Here is a 20,647-nt window from a genome sequence, read left to right as displayed (position 1 = left end):
GGGGCGGGCTGCCGGGCCCCGCCACACCCGAGTGCCGGGGCCCGCCATCACCCCCGCGAGGTGCCGGGGCGGGTCGGCAAACACCGCTCGGCCCCGGCACCTCGAGGGGGAGATGGGGGCCCGCACCGCGAGCCGCCCCCGCCGCTACCCTCGAAGCATGGCCGGCCGATTCGACCCCCCGACCCGTACCGACCTCCGGGCCGGGCGGACGCCCGTGCCCGCCGGGACCGGTGCGCAGGCCGGAGGCGGCACGGGCCGGCTCTGGAAGCCCGGCGGGCCCGTCGACCTGGGCCTCGTGCTCGGCCCCCTCCGCCGGGGTCCCGCCGACCCGACCTTCCGCACCACCCCCGACGGCTCCGTCTGGCGTGCGACCCGGACCCCCGTCGGCCCCGCCACCCTCCGGGTGTCCCGGGCCGCCGACGGGGTGGACGCCGAGGCCTGGGGGCCCGGCGCCGGCTGGGTACTCGACGGGCTTCCCGCCCTGCTCGGCGCCGAGGACGACCCCGGCGCCTTCGTGCCCCGGCACCGCCTCGTGCACGCCAGCCACCGCCGGCGTCCCGGCCTGCGCCTCACCCGGACCGGGCTGGTCCTGGAGTCGCTGATCCCGACCGTCCTGGAACAGAAGGTCACCTCCGACGAGGCCTACCGGTCCTGGCGCCGCCTGGTGCGTCTGCACGGCGAGCCGGCTCCCGGGCCCGGGGGCCTGTACGTGATGCCCTCCGCCCGGGCCTGGGCGCTGATCCCCTCCTGGGACTGGCACCGGGCCGGGGTGGACATGAAGCGTTCCGCGACCATCGTGCGGGCCGCCCGGGTGGCCGCCCGGCTGGAGGAGGCCGCCTCGATGGAGCTCGCGCAGGCCACCGCCCGGCTGGAGGCCGTCCCCGGTATCGGTCCCTGGACCTCCGCCGAGACCCTGCAGCGCAGCAACGGCGCCGCCGACGCCGTCACCACCGGCGACCTCCACCTCCCCGGCATCATCGGCTACGCCCTGACGGGCAACCGCGACGCCGATGACGCGGAGATGCTGGAGCTCCTCGCCCCGTACGCGGGCCAGCGCCACCGCGCGGCCCGCCTCATCCTCCTGGCGGGCCACACCCCGCCCCGCCGCGCTCCCCGGATGTACCGCAGCGACATCAGCCGCCTCTGAGGCGGGACCGGCCGCCCGGCGCCCTACCGGACCTCGATGAAGCCCTCCGCCGCCCGGGCGGGCCGTTCCGGCGGGACCGAGGCCGGGTGCCCCACGGCCACCGCCCCCATCGGGTCCCACCCCTCGGGCAGTGCGAGGACCTTCCGGACCACGTCGCGGCAGAACATCGTCGAGGACACCCACGCCGAGCCCAGCCGCTCCCCGGCCAGTGCGACCAGGAAGTTCTGGACGCCCGCGCCCATCGCGACGACGAACATCTCCCGCTCGGCGGCGTCCCGCCGCGCGTGCCCGTAGTCGTGCGCGCCGTCCGTCACCATGCACGGCACCACCAGGTACGGCGCGTTGCGCAGCACGTCGCCGCGCCGGACCCGCTTGGCGATGGACTCCTCGGACTTGCCGTCGCGCCGCAGGTCCTCGATCCAGGCGTCCCGCATCGCGTCCAGCAGCTCCAGCCGCGCCCCCGCGGACTCCAGCAGCACGAACCGCCACGGCGTCGTGTGGTGCGGGGCGGGGGCGGTCACGGCGGCGGCCACCGCGCGCCGTACCGCGCCCGGGTCGACCGGTTCGCCGGTGAAGGCCCGGACGGTGCGGCGCTGGGTGACGGCTTCCCGTACGGCCTCCGACGTGCCCAGCCGGAACATGTCGTCGGCCGGGGTCCGGACCAGGTCCCGGGCCGAGGCGGTGCCGCCGACGACGTGCCCCAGTCCGCGGACGACGGCCACGGGCAGTCCGGCCGCCTTGCCCTTGACCAGGTCTCCGGCGGCCGCCAGTTCGTCCGCCGTCGCCACGACCGTGGCGCTCAGCGGGTTGCCGTGGGCGTCGGTGCCGCCGCGCAGGTCGTCCAGGACGTGCACGCCGGCCGCGCCGATGGCGACGTCCGTGAGGCCGGTGCGCCAGGGCCTGCCGAAGGTGTCCGTCACGAGCACGCCGACGTCGACGGAGAGCAGCTCGCGCAGCCCGGCCCGGATGGCCGCGGCCGAGGCGTCGGGGTCCTCGGGGAGCAGCAGGACGGTGCCGGGCTCGGTGTTGGAGGCGTCGACTCCGGCCGCCGCCATCACGAGCCCCTGCCGGTTCTCGACGATCCGCAGCGGGCCCCGGCGGGCGACGACCCGTACGGTCTCGGCGTCTATGGCCTCCTCGCGGGAGTCGGCCCGTACGATCCGCCCCTCCGCCTTGGAGACGATCTTCGAGGTGACGAGCAGGACGTCCCCGTCGCGCAGGTCCGGCGCCGCGTCGGCGAGCAGCCGCGCCAGGTCGTCCCCGGGCCGGACCTCCGGTATCCCGGGGACGGCGCGGACCTCGTACGAGGGGGTGTTCACCGGGTCTGCTCCGCGAGGTCGAGCGCGGCGCGGGCCATGGCGGCGGTGGTGTCCGGGTCGGTCATCATCAGGGGTACGGCCCGGCAGGCGATGCCCGCGGCGGTGACCTCGTCGACGGCGCCGGCGTCGGAGGTGTCGACGAGCCAGCCGTCGAGCAGCTCGGACCCGTAGTGCAGGGCGACGGCGGCGGCCGTGGATTCCACGCCGACGGCCGCGAGGACCTTGTCGGCCATGCCGCGTACGGGCGCTCCGCCGACGATGGGGGAGAGGCCGACGACCGGGGCCGGGGCCTGTGCCACGGCTTCGCGGATGCCGGGGACGGCGAGGATGGTGCCGATGGAGACGACGGGGTTGGAGGGCGGGAAGAGGATGACGTCGGCGGCGGCGATGGCCTCCAGGACGCCGGGGGCGGGCTTGGCCTGTTCGGCGCCGACGGGGACGACGGCCTCGGCGTCGAGGGAGGCGCGCAGCTTGACCCAGTACTCCTGGAAGTGGATGACGCGGCGGTCGCCGGTCTCGGGGTCGTTGACGGCGACGTGCGTCTCGATGCGGTCGTCGGACATGGGGAGCAGGCGGACGCCGGGCTTCCAGCGGTCGCAGAGGGCTTCGGTGACGGCGCTGAGCGGGTAGCCAGCGTCGATCATCTGGGTGCGGACGATGTGGGTGGCGAAGTCGCGGTCGCCGAGGCCGAACCAGGAAGGTCCGACCCCGTACGCCGCGAGTTCTTCCTTGACGGTGAAGGACTCGTCGGTGCGGCCCCAGCCCTGGTCCTCGTTGATGCCACCGCCGAGGGTGTACATCACGGTGTCCAGGTCGGGGCACACCTTCAGCCCGAACAGGTGAATGTCGTCACCGGTGTTGCCGATGACGGTGATGTCCGCGTCGGGGACCGCCGACTGCAGTCCGCGGAGGAAACGGGCGCCGCCGATACCGCCGGCCAGAACAACAATGCGCATGCGGACAGTCTGTCAGCCGCGAACCGTCCGGTGGCCAGGCGCCGGCCGGGAGTGTCAGGCGGTGACGTGTTCCTGGTGTGCCGGGGAGCAGCTGTGCATCGGCATCTCGGTCAGGCCGGGGAAGTAGACGTGCAGGCTGACCGCTCCGTCGAGGGTGTCGTTGACGACCTCGTGGGCGTAGCCGGGGGCGAAGACGCGCTGGGCGCCGGCGCGGTGGGTGAGCCGTCCGCGGGGGGTGTGCTCGGTGAGCTCGCCGTCGAGGACGGTCAGGACGCCGGAGGAGGGGCCGTGGTCGTGGAGGCCGCTGCCCTGGCCGGGGACCCAGCTGAGCAGCCAGACCTCGTAGCCGGGGCCGGTGCGCAGGCGGTGGTACCAGCGGGTGGTGGCGTCGTACTGGACCAGGTGTTCCCAGCTGGCGCGGTCCTCGGCGATGGAGCGGGCGAGGCCGACGAACTCGGCGACGGTGGCCGGGTGTTCGCGGGCGGGCTGGAGGAGGTGCTGGACGGCGAGGATGTCGCCGGCGATCTGCAGGTCGCTCTCGACGATGGCGGGAGCGGCTGTGGGAGCGACGGCGGCGGAGGAGGCGGTGACGGCGGAGGTGGGGGCGCTGTTCATCGTGGGGGTGTCCTCGACGTGTGTCAGTCTGCGGGGCGGTTGCTGTGGGGGAGTGGCCGGTGCTCAGGGGAGCCGTGGCTCCGGGGGCATCAACAGCTGCAACAGCAACAGCGAACCTGGGCAGCACGCAGGAACCCACGAATGGGGGTCCGGGTGGCGGCTGCGGGCGCTGACATGCAGACAAGGAGAACGGGCCGAGGGCCGGACTGTCAACCCATTGTCCGGTTTAGGCGGAAAGTTTCACCTCATCCGGTTACTGTCCGCGGAGAAAGGTTTGTGCAGTCCGCGCCGGGGGAGGTGCCGCTCCATGCACCCCAGGCGGGAGCCGCTCTCAAACCTCCTGACACCAAGTCGTGACCGGAATGTGATCCGCGCCGCATCTTCGGCCGGATTGCAACCCCTCCACGGAGTGACGCGTCGCCCAGGAGGGAGGGCGCCACTCGCCGGGAGGTCCGTGGCTTATGTCACGATTTTTGGTGATATGAACACTTTCTGTATAGGCTTGGTTCCGCAGAGTGAATAAGGCGCCCAATAGCAGATCTCGGCTTGACTGGGCAGAAGCCACGCACTTGTAATTTCACTCGTGTCGTTACCTGGCGATCGGTAACGGCAACACCACGGGGACGCACAGACAGAGCGAGGGGCGCACATGACCGAGCTGTTTCAGGAACTGCTGGTCGAGGAGGCGGACGAGGAGCTCGGATGGCAGGAGCGCGCTCTGTGCGCCCAGACCGACCCCGAATCCTTCTTTCCCGAGAAGGGCGGCTCCACCCGCGAAGCCAAGAAGGTCTGCCTCGCCTGCGAGGTCCGTTCCGAATGCCTTGAGTACGCCCTCGCCAACGACGAGCGATTCGGCATCTGGGGCGGCCTGTCCGAAAGAGAGCGCCGCCGCCTGAAGAAGGCAGCGGTCTGAAACGGCCGCTGAGCGACCACAGAACCACCCCCGGGTCAACCGCGATACACACAGCAGCAGACAGAGCAAACGGTCCGCCTCCCGCACCTTCCCCGCAGGAGGCGGACCGTCGCGTTCACGGCTTCCCGAGACGAGGCGGACCCTCCCCTTCCCAGCCGTTAGTGTGGGGCGCTGTCCAGCAGCCTCCGAGGGCACAGCGCCCCCGGATCCCCAGGCCGGAGGGCCCGTACCGCGATGTCCCCGCACAGCAACTCGCAGGTCTCCCACCAGGCGGCCGCCACCCCCGAGTTCCCCCGGCACGTCGTCACCGCGGTCCTCGTCGCCCACGACGGAGCCCGCTGGCTGCCCCAGACCCTCGCCGGACTCCTCGCCCAGGAACGCCCCGCGCAGGCCCACGTCGCCGCCGACACCGGCAGCGCCGACGCCTCCGCCCGCCTCCTCGCAGAAGCCCTCGGCGACGACCGCGTCCTGCACCTCGCCCGCCGCACCGGCTTCGGCGCCGCCGTCGACGAGGCCGCCCGCAGCGCCGGCACCCTCACCCCCGACGACCTCCCGTACCTCAAGCGCCCCAGCGGCTGGGACCCCGTCAGCCGCACCTGGCGCGACGACGCCTACGACCTCCCCGACCTCCCGCACGGCGAACCCGTCCAGTGGCTCTGGCTCCTCCACGACGACAGCGCCCCCGAACCCGACGCCCTCACCGAGCTCCTGCGCGTCGCCGACCAGAACCCGGAAGCCGCCGTCATCGGCCCCAAGCTCCGCGGCTGGTACGACCGCAAGCAGCTCCTCGAAGCCGGCGTCACCATCGCCCGCAGCGGCCGCCGCTGGACCGGCCTCGACCGCCGCGAACAGGACCAGGGCCAGCACGACCAGGTCCGTCCCGTCCTCGCCGTCTCCTCCGCCGGCATGCTCGTACGCCGCGACGTGTACGACGCCCTCGGCGGCTTCGACCGCCGCCTGCCCCTCATGCGCGACGACGTCGACCTCTGCTGGCGCGCCCACAGCGCCGGCCACACCGTCCTCGTCGCCCCCGACGCCGTCCTGCGCCACGCCGAAGCCGCCGCCCGCGAACGCCGCACCGTCGACTGCGCCGGCCGCTCCGCCGTCGACCCCCACCGCGTCGACAAGGCCGGCGCCGTCCACACCCTGCTGGCCAACACCCCCGGCCGCGCCCTGCCCTACGTCCTGCTCCGCCTGGTCCTCGGCACCCTCCTGCGCACCCTCGGCTACCTCATCGGCAAGGCCCCCGGCCAGGCCGCCGCAGAGTTCGCCGGCCTCCTCAGCACCCTGCTGCGCCCCGGCCGCATCCTCTCCGCCCGCAAGGCCCGCCGCCGCCCCGCCGTCCCCGCCGCCGAACTGCGCCCCCTCTTCCCCCCGCCCGGCGCCACCCTGCGCGCGAGCGCCGAACAGCTCGCCGCCTACCTCGGCTCCGGCCGCGACACCGACACCGCCCCCACCGGCCGGCACGGCGGCGGCGTCGAATCCGGGCCCGGCGGCGACGACGCCGACTACCTGGAGATCGAGCAGTTCGTCCGGCTCAAGCGGATCGCCCGCAAGCCCGCGCCCGTCCTCTTCACCCTGCTGCTGCTCGTCTCCCTCGCCGCCTGCCGCGCCCTCGTCGGCGGCGGCAGCCTCACCGGCGGCGCCCTGCTCCCCGCCCCCGCGAGCGCCCTCGACCTGTGGCACCGCTACACCGCCGACTGGCAGCCCGCAGGCACCGGCACCACCGCCGGAGCACCCCCCTACCTCGCCGTCCTGGGCGCCCTCTCCACCCTCCTGTTCGGCTCCACCAAGGCCGCCCTCTCCCTGCTGCTCGTCTGCTCCGTCCCCCTCGCCGGCCTCACCGCCTACTTCGCCTCCCGGCCCCTCGTCGAATCCCGGCTGCTGCGCGCCTGGGCCGCCGTCGCCTACGCCTTCCTCCCCGCCGTCACCGGAGCCCTCGCCGGCGGCCGCCTGGGCACCGCCGTCCTCGCGGTCCTCCTGCCCCTCCTGGCCCGCTCCGCCGTCACCGCCTTCGGCTTCGCCGGCCCCGACACCCCCGGCACTTGGCGCGCGGTGTGGACGTACACCCTGCTGCTGACCCTGGCCACCGCCTTCACCCCCGTCGCCTGGCCGCTCGCCGCCGTCCTCGGCTTCGCCGCACTCCTCGCACGCCGCGCGCGCTGGAAGACGTACGCCCCCCGGCTCCTCGCCACCCTCGCCGTACCCCTCCTCGCCCTCGCACCCTGGTCCCTGGGCCTGCTCACCCACCCCGGACGCCTCCTGCACGAGGCCGGACTCCCCTACGGCAACGGCTCCGCCACCCCCCTCGGCCTGCTCACCGCCAACCCCGGCGGCCCCGGCACCGGCGGCGGACTGCTCCTCACCGGCACCCTCCTCGCCGCGCTCGCCGCCCTGCTCCGCGCCGACCGCCGCCCCGCCCTCGCCACCGCCTGGACCGCCGCCCTCGCCGGACTGCTCCTCGCCGTCCTCCTCAACCGCGGCGGCTGGGCCGGCCCCGGCACCCTCCTCTACGGGCTCGCCCTCGTCGCCGCCGCCGTGCTCGGCGCCGACGGCGCCAAGGAACGCGTCGCCGCCCGCAGCTTCGGCTGGCGCCAGCCGCTCGCCGCCCTCATCGCCCTCGCGGCCGCCGCCGGCCCGCTGCTCGCCGCCGCCGTCTGGACGGTCGCCGGCGCCGACGGCCCGCTGGAACGCCGCGACCCCGTACAGGTCCCCGCCTTCGTCGCCGCCCAGTCCGACGACAGCAACCGCACCCGCACCCTCGTCCTCGGCGGAGCCTCCCCCGCCACCGTCTCGTACACCCTGGTCCGCGGCGGCGGCGTCCGCCTCGGCGACGCCGAGGTCCTCGCCGACGCCGGCCCCGAACCCCGCCTCGCCAAGGCCGTCTCCAGCCTGGTCTCCGGCTCCGGAGCCGACCAGTCCGAGCAGCTCGGCGCGTTCGCCGTGCGGTACGTGATGATCCCGCCCGGCGGCCCCGCCGCCCTGCGGCAGATCCTCGACGGCACCCCCGGCCTCAAGCAGCACCACCAGGACGACGGCACCGCCGTCTGGGAGGTCCAAAGGCTCCCCGCCCGCGTCGCGATCGTCCCCGCCCGCCAGGGCCAGGCCCCCATCGCCGTCGACGCCGGGCCCGTCGAGGCCCACGCGAAGGTCCCCGCCGGCGAGGAGGGCCGCACCCTGCGCCTCGCCGACCGCGCCGACCCGGGCTGGAAGGCCACCCTCGACGGCAAGCCCCTCACCCCCGTCACCCTCGACGGCTGGGCGCAGGGCTTCAAGCTGCCCCAGGGCGGCGGCCGGCTCGACCTCGTCCACCAGGACTCCGTCACCCGCGACGCCTGGCACTGGGCGCAGGGCGTCCTCGCCCTGGTCCTGCTGGTGATGGCCCTGCCGGGCCGCCGCGCCCGCCTCGACGACGACCTCCCCGAGGAGAGCGTCCCCGCCGCCCCCGCGGACGGCGAGCCCGGCCAGGGCCGGCGCGCCCGCCGCAGGGCCGCGCCCGCCCCCGCCGAACCCGAAGCGGGCCCGGCCGAGGCCGTCGTCGACCCGTACGCGCAGATCCCCGCGCAGCAGGTCTACGGCGAGGAGTCGTACGCCTACCAGGAGCCCTACGCGTACGAGGCCCCGTACGAGCCCGGCTACGACCCGCAGCAGCAGCCCCACCCGCAGCAGTACCAGGACCCGCCGTACCCCACCGAGTACGGCGACACCTACGCCCACCCCGGGCAGCAGCCCCCCTTCCCGCACCAGCAGCACCCCTACCCGTACGAGTACGACCAGCAGCAGCCGTACGACACCTACGGACAGCACCAGCCGCGTCCCGACGGGAGCCACCAGCAGTGAAGCAGCGCGCCCCCCTGACGCTCGCGGCCGTGACCGCGGCCCTCGCCGCCGGCTGCGGGCTGGCCTTCCTCACCGCTCCCGCCGCCGCCCCGGCCGGCGACGCCCAGCGCGCGGCCGCCGCCCGGATGCCCGTGGAGCGGTCCGTGCTGGTCTGCCCGGCACCCAGCTCCTCGGACATCGCCGACACCACCTACACCTCCCTCACCCCGGCGACCCCCGGCAAGAGCGCCGGCAAGGGCGCGGCCCGGCTCGCCACCAAGGAGGGCAAGGCCGTCCTGGAGCCCAAGGAGCCCGGCACACCGGTCGCGGCCACCGCCTCCGGCGCCGAGGCCCCCGCGCTCACGGGCTCCGCCCAGGGCGCCCTGGCCCCCGGCTGGACCGCCCAGCAGACCACCAAGGTGGCCGTCGGCCAGACCCGCGGCCTGCTCGGGCTCGCCTGCACCGCGCCCGGCACCGACTTCTGGTTCCCCGGCGTCAGCACCGCCAAGGGCCGCCAGGACTACGTCCACCTCACCAACCCCGACGACACCGTCGCCGAGGTCGACATCAAGCTCTACGGCCCGGACGGCCTGCTCAAGCCCAAGCCGGGCACCTCCGACCCCGTCATCACCGTCGAACCCCACTCCACCACCAAGGTATGGCTGGCCCCCCTCGCCGCCGACGCCCAGCTCCCCGACGTCACCGCGCACGTGACCACCAGCTCCGGCCGCGTCGGCGCCTCCACGCAGATCGCCGAGGACGCGGTCGGCTCCGACTGGCTGCCCGCCTCCGCCGGCCCGGCGGGCTCCCTCGTCCTGCCCGGCATCCCGGCCGACGCCGCCTCCGTACGGCTGGTCGCCTTCGCCCCCGGCGAGGACGACGCCGACCTCACCGTGAAGCTGTCCGGCCCGACCGGCTCCATCAGCCCCGCCGGCAAGGAGCAGCTGCACGTCAAGGCCGGGATGACGGCCACGGTGGACCTGGGCGAAATCACCCGCGGCGAAGCCGGCTCCCTGCTGCTGACCCCCGCCGACCCGAAGAAGCCCGTCCCCGTGGTGGCGGCGCTGCGGGTGGTCCGCGGCACCGGAGCCAAGCAGGAGGTGGCCTTCATCCCGGCGAGCGCCCCGGTCGGCGAGCGGGCCACCGTCGCCGACAACCGCCTCGACGACAAGGCCACCACCCTCACCCTCACCGCCTCCGGCAGCGACGCCAAGGTCCGCATCACCGCCTCCCCGGGCACCGAGGGCGGCCGGCCGGCCGTCCAGGAGCTCACCCTCAAGGCGGGCACCACCCGCGCCCTGACCCCGCCGCCGGCCCCCACGGGCGGCAAGGGCCCGTACGCGCTGACCGTCGAGACCCTCTCCGGCGGCCCGGTCCACGCCGCCCGCACCCTGACCCTGCCGCACGAGGGGATCCCGATGTTCACCGTCCAGACCTTCGCGGACGACCGCTCCCGGGTCTCCGTGCCCCGGGCCGTCGAGGACCCCTCGATCCTGATCCGCTGACGGACCGTCCCCCGGCGGGGGTTCAGTCCTGCCCGTACCGGGGGTCGACCGTCTCCGGCGAGAGTCCCAGCAGCTCCGCCACCTGCTCCACGACGATCTCGTGCACCAGCAGCCCCCGCTCGTCGCGCGTCTTCGCCCGGATCTCCACCGGCCGCCGGAACACCACGATCCGCGCCGGCCGCCCGTCACCGGCCTCCACCAGCCCGCCCAGCGGCACCGCCTCGTCGTTCCAGCCGGCGTCCGGGCCGCCCGGCGGCCCGGGCACGTCCGCGATCACGAACTCCACCTCGGCCAGCTGCGGCCAGCGCCGCTCCAGCCGCTCCACGGAGTCCCGTACGAGGTCGCCGAACAGCTCCGCCCGGCTCGCCGACAGCGGCACCTGCGGCGGGGCCAGCGGCCCGCGCATCCCGCGGCCGTGCCGGTCGCGCCGCCGGGGTCTGGGCTCCCGCGGCGCTGCGGCGTCGGAAGCGGGGCGGGGAGGAAGCGAACTGTCCGTCACTCCGGCAGGGTAGCCCCCGCGCAAGGACGCGCCACGGCCTCGATCCGGTCACGACCTGGTGTCGCGGCGGTGTCACGCCCCGAACGATCCGGCCAAGATCGCGCACCATTACGGACTCGCTGCCCCTGTTCGTCACCACCCGTGCACACGACACGGGGGAGTGGCCCGGGGGTGAGTCGTCGCGGCCCGGTCAAGAGTGCGGTACCGTCCAACGTCGTGAGCCTTGTACGTCGCTGTTCGCGCACCGCGTGCGGCCGCCCTGCCGTCGCCACACTGACGTACGTCTACGCCGACTCGACCGCAGTTCTCGGTCCGCTCGCCACCTACGCCGAACCCCACTGCTATGACCTGTGCGCCGAGCACTCCGAGCGCCTGACCGCCCCGCGCGGCTGGGAGGTCGTCCGCCTGTCGGACGGCTCCGGCCCGTCCGCGCGCAGCGGCGACGACCTCGAAGCCCTGGCCAACGCGGTCCGCGAAGCGGCCCGTCCGCCCGAGCGCGCCGCCGAGGCGGGAGGGTCCGCGGGGGGTGCCCCGACGACCGGCGAGACGCGTCGCGGACACCTGCGCGTCCTCCGCTCGCCGGACTCCTGACATCCGGATCGTCTGAAAAGCCCCTCTCCGTACAGGGTAGGTTTGCTCCACCGCACGGAACCTTCAGGAGGGCAGGCAGTGGCCGCAGATCTTTCGAACATCGTCAAGGCATACGACGTCCGCGGCGTCGTACCGGACGAGTGGGACGAGCCGCTGGCCGAACTGTTCGGCGCGGCCTTCGTCGAGGTCACCGGTGCGACCGCGATCGTCGTCGGCCACGACATGCGGCCCTCCTCGCCCGGCCTGTCCGCGGCCTTCGCCCGCGGCGCGGCCGCCCGGGGCGTCGACGTCACGATGATCGGGCTGTGCTCCACCGACCAGCTGTACTACGCCTCCGGCAAGCTGGACCTGCCCGGCGCCATGTTCACGGCCTCCCACAACCCGGCCCAGTACAACGGCATCAAGCTCTGCCGCGCCGGCGCCGCCCCCGTGGGCCAGGACACCGGCCTCGCCACCATCCGCGAGCTCGCCGAGAAGTGGACCGACGAGGGCGCCCCGGAGATCCCCGCCGGCACCGTCGCGGGCACCATCACCGAGCAGGACACCCTCGCCGGCTACGCCGAGCACCTGAAGTCCCTGGTGGACCTCACCGCCATCCGCCCGCTGAAGGTCGTCGTCGACGCGGGCAACGGCATGGGCGGCCACACCGTCCCCACCGTCTTCGAGGGCCTGCCGCTGGACCTCGTCCCGATGTACTTCGAGCTGGACGGCACCTTCCCGAACCACGAGGCCAACCCCCTCGACCCGAAGAACATCGTCGACCTCCAGGCGCGCGTGAAGGCCGAGGGCGCCGACCTCGGCCTCGCCTTCGACGGCGACGCCGACCGCTGCTTCGTCGTCGACGAGCGCGGCGAGGGCGTCTCCCCGTCCGCCATCACCGCCCTGGTCGCGGCCCGCGAGCTCGCCCGCAACGGCGGCACCGGCACGATCATCCACAACCTGATCACCTCGTGGTCCGTCCCGGAGGTCGTCCGCGAGAACGGCGGCACCCCCGTCCGCACCCGCGTCGGCCACTCCTTCATCAAGGCCGAGATGGCCACCTCCGGTGCGATCTTCGGTGGCGAGCACTCCGCGCACTACTACTTCAAGGACTTCTGGAACGCGGACACCGGCATGCTCGCCGCGCTCCACGTCCTCGCGGCCCTCGGCGGCCAGGACGGCCCGCTCTCCGAGCTGGTCTCCTCCTACGACCGCTACGTCGGCTCCGGCGAGATCAACTCCACCGTCGCCGACCAGGCCGCCCGCACCGCCGAGGTCAAGGCCGCCTACGCCGGCCAGGAGGGCGTCACCTTCGACGAGCTGGACGGCCTCACGGTCTCCGCCGCCGACTGGTGGTTCAACCTCCGCCCCTCGAACACCGAGCCGCTCCTGCGCCTCAACGTCGAGGCCCGCGACGAGGCCACCCTGGCCAAGCTCCGCGACGAGGTCCTGGCCCTGGTCCGCGCCTGACCCACCCCTGAACGCCGGCGGGGCGCATCGAGCGCAGCGAAATCCAGCCCCGCCGGCGGTCGAGGCGCGGGGTCCGGGGCGGCGCCCCGGGAGCCCGGGCGCAGCCCGCCAGGTCCGTCGGACCCCCGCCGAGCCGCACGCCCAGTGACTCGGCGGTACGCTGACCACGCCCGATCCGCATCTCGAAGGGAACCGCCCCATGCCGCTCGAAGCCGGCCTGCTGGAGATCCTCGCCTGCCCCGCCTGCCACGCCCCCTTCAAGGACAACTCGGCAGACGAGACCACCCCCGAGCTGATCTGCACCGGCCAGGACTGCGGCCTCGCGTACCCGGTCCGCGACGGCATCCCGGTCCTCCTCGTCGACGAGGCCCGCCGCCCGGCCTGACCCGGCCGCGCCCCCGCTCGACCAGCCTGGATCCGTCAACCCCGCCGGAGGCCCCCATGCTCGACGAGTCACTCCTCGACGCACCGGACGATCTCGCCCGTGCCGACCGCCGCGGCCTGCTCCGCGGCGCCGCCGAGGCCGGGGCCAGAGTGCGCACCGCCGCCCGGCACGCCACCGAGGCCGGCCTCGCGGACCTTCACCCCGACGGGCGCCCCCGCGCCGTACTCATCGCGGGCCCCGGCACCGCCGCCACCGGGGTCGCCGACCTCCTCGGTGCCCTCGCCGGAGCCTCCGCCCCGGTCATCCGCCTGCACCCCACCGGCGTCGCACACGCCGCCGGGGCGCTGCGCTGGACCCTGCCCGGCTGGGCCGGCCCCGTGGACCTGCTGCTCATCGCCACCACCGACGGCACCGAGCCCGGCCTCGCCGTCCTCGCCGAGCAGGCCTACCGGCGCGGCTGCACCGTCGTCGCCGTCGCCCCCGAACGCTCACCGCTCAGCGAGGCCGTCGACGGCGCGCACGGACTCCTCGTACCGATGGCCAAGGCCCCGTACCAGGAGTACGACGAGTCCGCCGCGGCCGGACCCGGCGCCCTGTGGGCCCTGCTCACCCCGCTGCTGCTGCTCCTCGACAAGGTCGGGCTGATCACGGCCGCGCCGGACACCCTCCAGCTCGTCGCCGACCGCCTCGACCGCACCGCCGAACGCTGCGGCCCGGCCATCGCCACGTACTCCAACCCGGCCAAGACCCTCGCCGCCGAGCTCGCCGACTCCCTCCCCCTCATCTGGAGCGAGGGCACCGGCGCCGGACCGGCCGGCCGCCGCTTCGCCGCGACCCTCGCCGAACTCGCCGGCCGCCCCGCGCTCGCCGCCGAACTCCCCGAGGCGCTGCCCCGCCACGGCGTGCTCCTCGCCGGCTCCTTCGCCGGCGGAGCCGACCCCGACGACTTCTTCCGCGACCGCGTGGAGGAGCCCCAGGCCCTGCGCGCCCGCGTCGTACTGCTGCGCGACCGGCCCATCGGCGGACTCACCGCCGCACCGGCCGCGCGCGAGCTCGCCCTCAGCCACGACACGGCCGTCAGCGAGCTCGAACCGGAGGAGGGCGGAGAGCTGGAACAGCTCGCCGAACTCCTCGCCGTCACCGACTTCGCCACCGCCTACCTGGCGCTGGCGGGCCGGGGACACAGCTGAGGCACACACCCGTGCCCGCACCGCACCAGATCCAGGAAGACGACGATGGACCGCCTCACGAACACCATCCGCCCCTACGCGTGGGGTTCCACCACCGCGATCCCGGCCCTCCTCGGGGTCGAGCCCACCGGTGAGCCCCAGGCCGAGATGTGGATGGGCGCCCACCCCGGCGCCCCGTCCCGCCTCGACCGCGGAGCCGGCGAGACCACCCTGGCGGCCGTCATCGCCGCGGACCCCGAGGGCGAGCTCGGCGCCGCCGCCGTCGCCAAGTTCGGCCCCCGCCTGCCGTTCCTCCTGAAGGTCCTCGCCGCCGGCGCCCCCCTCTCCCTCCAGGTCCACCCCGACCTCGCCCAGGCCAAGGCGGGCTTCGAGGACGAGGAGCGCCGCGGCGTCCCGATCGACGCGGGCCACCGCAACTACAAGGACGCCAACCACAAGCCCGAACTGATCTGCGCCCTCACCCCCTTCGACGGCCTGTGCGGCTTCCGCCCGCCGCTGGAGGCCGCCGACCTCCTCGACGGCCTCGGCGTCGACTCCCTCAAGCCGTACGTCGACCTGCTGCACGCCCACCCCGAAGAGGCCGCCCTGCGCGAGGTCCTCACCGCCGTCCTCACCGCCGACCGCGAGGAGATGGCCCGCACCGTCGCCGAGGCCGCGGCCGCCGCCGAGCGCCTCGGTGGCCCGTACGCCCCGTACGCGGGCCTCGTCCACGACTACCCCGGCGACCCGGGCGTCATCGCGGCCATGCTCCTCAACCACGTCCGCCTCCAGCCCGGCGAGGCCATGTTCCTCGGCGCCGGCATCCCCCACGCCTACCTCGACGGCCTCGGCGTCGAACTCATGGCCAACTCGGACAACGTGCTGCGCTGCGGACTCACCCCCAAGCACGTCGACGTCCCCGAGCTGCTGAAGGTCGTCGTCTTCGAGCCCAGCGCCCCCGGCATCCTGCGTCCCGAGGGCGACGGCGAGGAGGTCTACGAGACCCCCATCGACGAATTCCGCCTCTCCCGCCACGTCCTGGCCCCCGGCGGCGCCCCCCGCACCCTCCCGGACGCCACCCCGCAGATCCTGCTCTGCACCGCCGGCACTCCGAAGGCGGGCGAACTGGCCCTCGTCCCGGGTGAGTCGGTATTCATCCCCGCGGGCGAAAAGGTCGAACTGTCCGGTACCGGCACCGTTTTCCGGGCCACCGTCATCGCCTGACGTAACGTCGGCCGCACGGGCAACTGCAACAATGTGCGGCCGTAGTCAGTGGCCAGGAAAGGACACCCAGCACCCATGAGCGCGTCGGGCGGTACCAAGGCGATCGTGGCGGCACTCGCCGCCAACCTGGCCATCGCTGTGGCCAAGTTCGTCGCATTCCTCTTCAGCGGCTCCTCGTCGATGCTCGCCGAGAGCGTCCACTCCGTCGCCGACTCCGGGAACCAGGGCCTGCTGCTCCTCGGCGGCAAGAAGGCCCAGCGCGAGGCCACCCCCCAGCACCCCTTCGGGTACGGCCGCGAACGCTACATCTACGCCTTCCTCGTCTCCATCGTCCTCTTCACCGTCGGCGGCATGTTCGCCCTCTACGAGGGCTACGAGAAGATCCACGACCCGCACCCCATCGAGTCCTGGTACTGGCCCGTCGGCGTCCTCGTCTTCGCCGTCATCGCCGAGGGCTTCTCCTTCCGCACCGCGATCAAGGAGTCGAACGAGACCCGGGGCAGCCAGTCCTGGGGCCAGTTCATCAAGAGCGCCAAGGCCCCCGAGCTCCCCGTGGTCCTGCTGGAGGACCTCGGCGCGCTCGTCGGCCTCGTCCTCGCCCTGCTCGGCGTCGGCCTCGCCCTCATCACCGACAACGGCGTGTGGGACGGCATCGGCACCCTCTGCATCGGCGCCCTGCTGATCGCCATCGCCGTCATCCTGGCCCTGGAGACCAAGTCCCTGCTGCTCGGCGAGTCCGCCGGCACGGCCGAGGTCGAGAAGATCAAGGCCGCGCTCGTCGACGGGGACACCGTCACCGGCGTCATCCACATGCGCACCCTGCACCTCGGCCCCGAGGAGCTCCTCGTCGCCGCCAAGATCGCCGTCCAGCACGACGACACCGCGACCGAGGTGGCCAACGCCATCAACGCCGCCGAGGCCCGCATCCGCGCCTCCGTCCCGATCGCCCGCGTGATCTACCTGGAGCCGGACATCTACCACCCCGAGGCCGCCAAGACCGACGGCCGCTGACGGACACACGAAGGCCCCCGCAACTCACCGAGCCGCGGGGGCCTTCGCATATCCGTACGGAGGGGCGCTACGACTGCACGTCCGCGCGCTCACCGGGCTGCGCCGGAACCTCCCCGGCCACCTCCTGCGCACCGACCGCAGCGGCCACGGCCTTCGGCTCCGCGGCCTCCGCCGCCGGAGCCGACGCGCCGGGCCCCTCCGCCCGGGCCCGCCGGCCCGCCCGCCGCGACACGAACGCCAGCACCGTGCCGGCCACCATCACCAGCACACCGGCCAGCTGCCCCCACACGGCCAGCTTCGCCATCGGGTACGTCACGACCTTCGCGACGACCTTGTCCGCCGCCACCGGCCCGTTGTTCGCGTACTGCGAGCCGTCCGAGTTCATCCGGTTGTCGGCCATCAGGAAGACGTACCCCTCAGGCACCGTCACGTCGAAGGCCACCGCCGACGGGTTCTTCCACTGCTCCAGGTACGGCTCGTCCAGCGGATCACCGTTGAGCACCAGGCGGTACTGGCCGGCGATCTTGCTGCTCGGCTTGTAGCGGATGCGGTCCCCGCCCACGGCGATGACCCGGTTCATCTGAGTCTTCTGCAGGGACCACGGAACGGAGGCGAGGACGATGTCCCCCCGCCGCAGCCCCCCCTTGGCCACCGGCTCCAGGTAGATGCTCTCCCCGTCGGTGTAGGTCGGCGCCATCTGCCAGCCGGCCGCCCTGCCTTCCGAGTAGCGCGCGGGAGGGTTCACGGCCTTCGCCACCGTCACCCCGCCCAGGATGACCGCTCCGAGCACCAGCAGGACGATCGCCGCGATCCCGCGCCTGCGCCCTGGCCTGTGTGTCATTTCGTCCCTTCCGATGTACCTGCCTTGCATCGTAGGTCGACACGGAGACGGCCCACGCCGCCGGGGCCCTGGTGCGCCAAGTCCGTACATACCGATTCGGACACTCCCCGCACGCCGCCGGGTCCCGTACCACGGCGGTACGGGACCCGGTCGGACGCGGCACCGTCGGAGGCGGTCAGCGGATCTCGCGCAGCACCTCCAGGACGGCCGGTCCGTCCGGCGCGCACTGGAGCCGGGCCCGGAAACCGCCGTCCATCAGCTTGCGCGACAGCAGCGCCAGGATCCGCAGGTGCTCGTCGCCGGCGGCGGCCTCCGGCACCGAGATCATGAAGATGAGCCGGGCCTTCGTCCCGTCCAGCGCCCCCCACTCGATGCCCTCGGCGGACCGGGCGAAGCCCACCGTGGGGCGGGTCACCGCGTCCGTCTTGGCGTGCGGGATCGCGATCGACTCGCCGAGCCCGGTCGTGCCCTGCGCCTCCCGGGCGAGCGCTACCCGTACGAGCTCCTCCACGTCCCGGACGTTGCCGGTGCCGGCGAGCATCTCGGCCATTTCACGGATCGCCGCCGCCTTCGAGGCGGCCGCCAGCTCCGTCTTGACGGTCCGTTCCGTCAGATAGCCGGACAGCACCTCCGCCTCCTCGGCGGGCGCGGGCGCGGTGGCCGTGGCCGTGACCGCGGTGGCCGTGGCCGTACCGCCCGCCCCGGCGGTCACCCCGGCCGGCACGGGCGCGGGCAGCGGCGGCGACACGAGGGGCGCCCCGGGCCGGGTCCTGCGCGCCTTGAGCTCGATCAGCGCGTTGGTCGTCAGCGCGGTCACGACCGTGCCGATGGCGATCGCCACGAAGAACATCGCCACCCCGCTGACGGCGCCGAACAGCGAGACGACCGGACCGCCGTGCGGCACCGAGTCCCCGACCCCCGCCAGCCCGGCCACCGCACCGGCCACCGCACCGCCGAGCATGTTGGCGGGAATGACCTGAGCGGGCCGCGCCGCGGCGAAGGGGATCGCCCCCTCCGAGATGCCGAAGAAGCCCATGAACAGGGCCGCCATACCGGCCTCCCGCTCCTGGTCGGTGTAGAGCCCGCGGCGCAGCAGCGTCGCCAGGCCCTGGCCGAGCGGCATGACCGGGATCGCGGCGGCGGCCATGCCCATGACCGTGTTGTTGGTGCCGATGAGACCCACGGCCACCAGGAAGGCCGTCTTGTTGACGGGGCCGCCCATGTCGAAGGCGATCATCAGGCCGATGAGGGTGCCGAGGACGATGGCGCTGGAGCCGGTCATCCCGTTCAGCCAGTCGGTCAGGTGCGTGAACACCCAGGAGATGGGCTGCCCGATGACGTAGACGTAGAACAACCCGAGCGTCAGCGTCGACACGATCGGGATCACGATGATCGGCATGATCGGCTGGACGAACCGGGGGACCCTGACCTTCTTGATCCACACCACCAGGTAGCCGGCCAGGAAACCGGTGGCGATCGCGCCCAGGAAGCCCGCGTTGGCGTCCGCCCCGTAGAGGTTCACGGCGTCGGCGGCCAGGAACCCGCCGATCATGCCCGGTACGAGCGCGGGCCGGTCACCGAGCGCGTGGGCGATGTAGCCCGAGAAGATCGGCAGCATCAGCTTGAAGCCGAGGCCGCCCAGGGAGTTGACGTAGAACCAGAACGAGTCCTTGTCGAACGCGATGCCCTCGGGCGTGGTGTGCCCGCCGAGCGCGATCGAGACGGCGAGGAGCAGACCGCCCACGACCACGAACGGGATCATGTGGGACACGCCGTTCATCAGCGCCTTGTACGCGGCGCTGCGCTCCCGGCCGCCCCCGCCGCCGCCCGTACCGCCGACGGCCGCGGTCCCGCTCTGCACGGGCGCGGTCCGCACCCGCTCGATCAGCTCCCCCGGCCGGTGGATCCCGTCCGCGACCCCGGTGGACAGCACCCGCTTGCCGGCGAAACGGGTGCGGTCGACCTCCTTGTCGGCGGCGATGATGATCCCGTCCGCCTCTCTGACATCGTTGTCAGAGAGCACGTTCTCGGCCCCGATGGACCCCTGCGTCTCCACCTTCATGTCCACGCCGAGCTCGGCGGCGGCCTGCTGGAGCTTCTCCGCGGCCATATAGGTGTGCGCGATCCCCGTGGGGCACGCAGTGATGGCGAGCAGCCTCAGCCGCCCCTCTCCGCTCACGCCCCCGCCCCCGGAAACGCCGGCCGTAGTACTCACGTCGAATCTCCTTCGCGCGATGGGTCGATCCAACGGCATCCTCCACCAGACAAGGAGTGGATCAAAAGTCCGAAAGGCCCCGAACATTCCGCCGGATGGCCCGAAAACGGGCTGCGAGTTGTTCCTCTGCGGGCTGGGGCCCGCTGCGCCGACCGGTGTAGATTCGTCATCAGTGTCAGGCGTCGCTGCTGATGGCGGTCGGGCGGTCCTCAGGGCCGGCCGAGGGGAGAGAGGGCCCCGCGACGGACTGTGCTCGGCGCACCGGCATGCCCGTGCGCGGCTCAGCCGTACCCACCTCTCGACCCATGAGGAGCAGCACCCATGGACTTCAAGGTCGCCGACCTTTCCCTTGCCGCCTTCGGCCGCAAGGAGATCACCCTGGCCGAGCACGAGATGCCGGGTCTGATGTCGATCCGCCGCGAGTACGCCGAGGCGCAGCCGCTGGCCGGCGCCCGCATCACCGGCTCGCTGCACATGACCGTGCAGACCGCCGTGCTGATCGAGACCCTGGTCGCGCTCGGCGCCGACGTCCGCTGGGCCTCCTGCAACATCTTCTCCACCCAGGACCACGCGGCCGCCGCCATCGCCGTCGGCCCGAACGGCACCCCGGAGAACCCGCAGGGCGTCCCGGTCTTCGCTTGGAAGGGCGAGACCCTGGACGAGTACTGGTGGTGCACGGAGCAGGCGCTGACCTGGCCGAACACCCCCACCGGCGGCCCGAATATGATCCTCGACGACGGTGGTGACGCCACCCTCCTCGTCCACAAGGGCGTCGAGTTCGAGAAGGCCGGCGCGGCACCGGACCCGTCCACGGCGGACTCCGAGGAGTACGGCCACATCCTGACCCTCCTCAACCGCACGCTCGCCGAGTCCCCCCAGAAGTGGACCCAGCTCGCCTCCGAGATCCGCGGCGTGACGGAGGAGACCACCACGGGTGTCCACCGTCTGTACGAGATGATGCAGTCCGGCGACCTGCTGTTCCCGGCGAT

Annotated in this window: 17 protein-coding genes; 11 read left to right on the top strand and 6 right to left on the bottom strand. The window is 73.7% G+C overall.

The genetic code is table 11. The features are described from left to right. Window positions 1-157: 157 nt before the first annotated feature. Window positions 158-1,147, top strand: a complete 990-nt coding sequence (locus AB0F18_RS26665) for a DNA-3-methyladenine glycosylase 2 family protein (RefSeq protein ID WP_362064886.1) — start codon at window positions 158-160, stop codon at window positions 1,145-1,147. A 23-nt stretch (window positions 1,148-1,170) separates the two neighbouring features. On the opposite strand, the gene AB0F18_RS26660 is transcribed toward AB0F18_RS26665, so the two are convergent. From AB0F18_RS26660 to AB0F18_RS26650, 3 genes are read right to left on the bottom strand one after another with little or no spacing between them, the layout of a single operon-like run. Beyond that, window positions 1,171-2,466 carry a coenzyme F420-0:L-glutamate ligase gene (locus tag AB0F18_RS26660; RefSeq protein WP_362064884.1) on the bottom strand — a complete coding sequence of 432 codons (1,296 nt, stop codon included), beginning with the start codon at window positions 2,464-2,466 and terminating at the stop codon, window positions 1,171-1,173. Continuing rightward, window positions 2,463-3,422: a 2-phospho-L-lactate transferase gene (cofD, locus tag AB0F18_RS26655; protein ID WP_362064882.1), complete on the bottom strand. Its 960-nt coding sequence runs from the start codon at window positions 3,420-3,422 to the stop codon at window positions 2,463-2,465. Before cofD ends, AB0F18_RS26660 begins: the two co-directional genes overlap by 4 nt. A gap of 54 nt (window positions 3,423-3,476) precedes the next feature. Then, window positions 3,477-4,037, bottom strand: a complete 561-nt coding sequence (locus AB0F18_RS26650; RefSeq protein ID WP_362064880.1) for a cysteine dioxygenase family protein — start codon at window positions 4,035-4,037, stop codon at window positions 3,477-3,479. A 649-nt stretch (window positions 4,038-4,686) separates the two neighbouring features. Between AB0F18_RS26650 and AB0F18_RS26645 the strand changes: the two genes are divergently transcribed. The 3 genes from AB0F18_RS26645 to AB0F18_RS26635 all read left to right on the top strand — a co-directional run bounded on the left by AB0F18_RS26645 (window position 4,687) and on the right by AB0F18_RS26635 (window position 10,274). Further along, a complete protein-coding gene (locus AB0F18_RS26645) occupies window positions 4,687-4,950 on the top strand; it encodes a WhiB family transcriptional regulator (RefSeq protein ID WP_003983763.1) in 264 nt (87 codons plus the stop codon). Window positions 4,951-5,184: 234 nt separating this feature from the next. Beyond that, window positions 5,185-8,790: a glycosyltransferase family 2 protein gene (locus tag AB0F18_RS26640; RefSeq protein WP_362064878.1), complete on the top strand. Its 3,606-nt coding sequence runs from the start codon at window positions 5,185-5,187 to the stop codon at window positions 8,788-8,790. Beyond that, window positions 8,787-10,274: a DUF5719 family protein gene (locus AB0F18_RS26635; RefSeq protein ID WP_362064876.1), complete on the top strand. Its 1,488-nt coding sequence runs from the start codon at window positions 8,787-8,789 to the stop codon at window positions 10,272-10,274. Before AB0F18_RS26640 ends, AB0F18_RS26635 begins: the two co-directional genes overlap by 4 nt. Window positions 10,275-10,296: 22 nt before the next feature. On the opposite strand, the gene AB0F18_RS26630 is transcribed toward AB0F18_RS26635, so the two are convergent. Further along, the gene (locus AB0F18_RS26630) at window positions 10,297-10,680 is read right to left on the bottom strand and encodes a metallopeptidase family protein (RefSeq protein ID WP_362064900.1); all 384 of its coding nucleotides are present in this window, start codon (window positions 10,678-10,680) and stop codon (window positions 10,297-10,299) included. A gap of 264 nt (window positions 10,681-10,944) precedes the next feature. On the opposite strand from AB0F18_RS26630, the gene AB0F18_RS26625 reads away from it, so the two are divergent. The 6 genes from AB0F18_RS26625 to AB0F18_RS26600 all read left to right on the top strand — a co-directional run bounded on the left by AB0F18_RS26625 (window position 10,945) and on the right by AB0F18_RS26600 (window position 16,602). Then, on the top strand, window positions 10,945-11,364 hold the full coding sequence (locus tag AB0F18_RS26625; protein ID WP_362064874.1) for a DUF3499 domain-containing protein: 420 nt from the start codon (window positions 10,945-10,947) through the stop codon (window positions 11,362-11,364). Between the two features lie 78 nt (window positions 11,365-11,442). After that, window positions 11,443-12,813, top strand: coding sequence for a phosphomannomutase/phosphoglucomutase (locus AB0F18_RS26620; protein ID WP_362064872.1), 1,371 nt, complete (start codon window positions 11,443-11,445; stop codon window positions 12,811-12,813). A 199-nt stretch (window positions 12,814-13,012) separates the two neighbouring features. Then, a complete protein-coding gene (locus tag AB0F18_RS26615) occupies window positions 13,013-13,198 on the top strand; it encodes a Trm112 family protein (RefSeq protein WP_362064870.1) in 186 nt (61 codons plus the stop codon). Window positions 13,199-13,254: 56 nt separating this feature from the next. Beyond that, a complete protein-coding gene (locus AB0F18_RS26610; protein ID WP_362064868.1) occupies window positions 13,255-14,388 on the top strand; it encodes an SIS domain-containing protein in 1,134 nt (377 codons plus the stop codon). A gap of 45 nt (window positions 14,389-14,433) precedes the next feature. After that, window positions 14,434-15,591: a mannose-6-phosphate isomerase, class I gene (manA, locus tag AB0F18_RS26605; RefSeq protein ID WP_362064866.1), complete on the top strand. Its 1,158-nt coding sequence runs from the start codon at window positions 14,434-14,436 to the stop codon at window positions 15,589-15,591. A gap of 75 nt (window positions 15,592-15,666) precedes the next feature. After that, complete coding sequence (locus AB0F18_RS26600; protein ID WP_362064864.1) at window positions 15,667-16,602, top strand: cation diffusion facilitator family transporter; 936 nt, start codon at window positions 15,667-15,669, stop codon at window positions 16,600-16,602. Between the two features lie 67 nt (window positions 16,603-16,669). Here AB0F18_RS26600 and lepB read toward each other — a convergent pair whose 3' ends face one another. Together lepB and AB0F18_RS26590 are read right to left on the bottom strand one after the other, a co-directional pair. Further along, on the bottom strand, window positions 16,670-17,443 hold the full coding sequence (gene lepB, locus AB0F18_RS26595) for a signal peptidase I (protein ID WP_362064862.1): 774 nt from the start codon (window positions 17,441-17,443) through the stop codon (window positions 16,670-16,672). A gap of 175 nt (window positions 17,444-17,618) precedes the next feature. Continuing rightward, on the bottom strand, window positions 17,619-19,658 hold the full coding sequence (locus AB0F18_RS26590) for a fructose-specific PTS transporter subunit EIIC (protein WP_362064860.1): 2,040 nt from the start codon (window positions 19,656-19,658) through the stop codon (window positions 17,619-17,621). Window positions 19,659-19,979: 321 nt separating this feature from the next. Between AB0F18_RS26590 and AB0F18_RS26585 the strand changes: the two genes are divergently transcribed. Further along, window positions 19,980-20,647 (top strand): adenosylhomocysteinase (locus AB0F18_RS26585; protein ID WP_362064858.1); only part of this gene is annotated, 668 nt, incomplete at its 3' end.

This window comes from Streptomyces sp. NPDC029216 (genome assembly GCF_040648015.1).
Taxonomy (GTDB): domain Bacteria; phylum Actinomycetota; class Actinomycetes; order Streptomycetales; family Streptomycetaceae; genus Streptomyces.
This window is presented reverse-complemented; position numbering and strand designations above follow the sequence as displayed.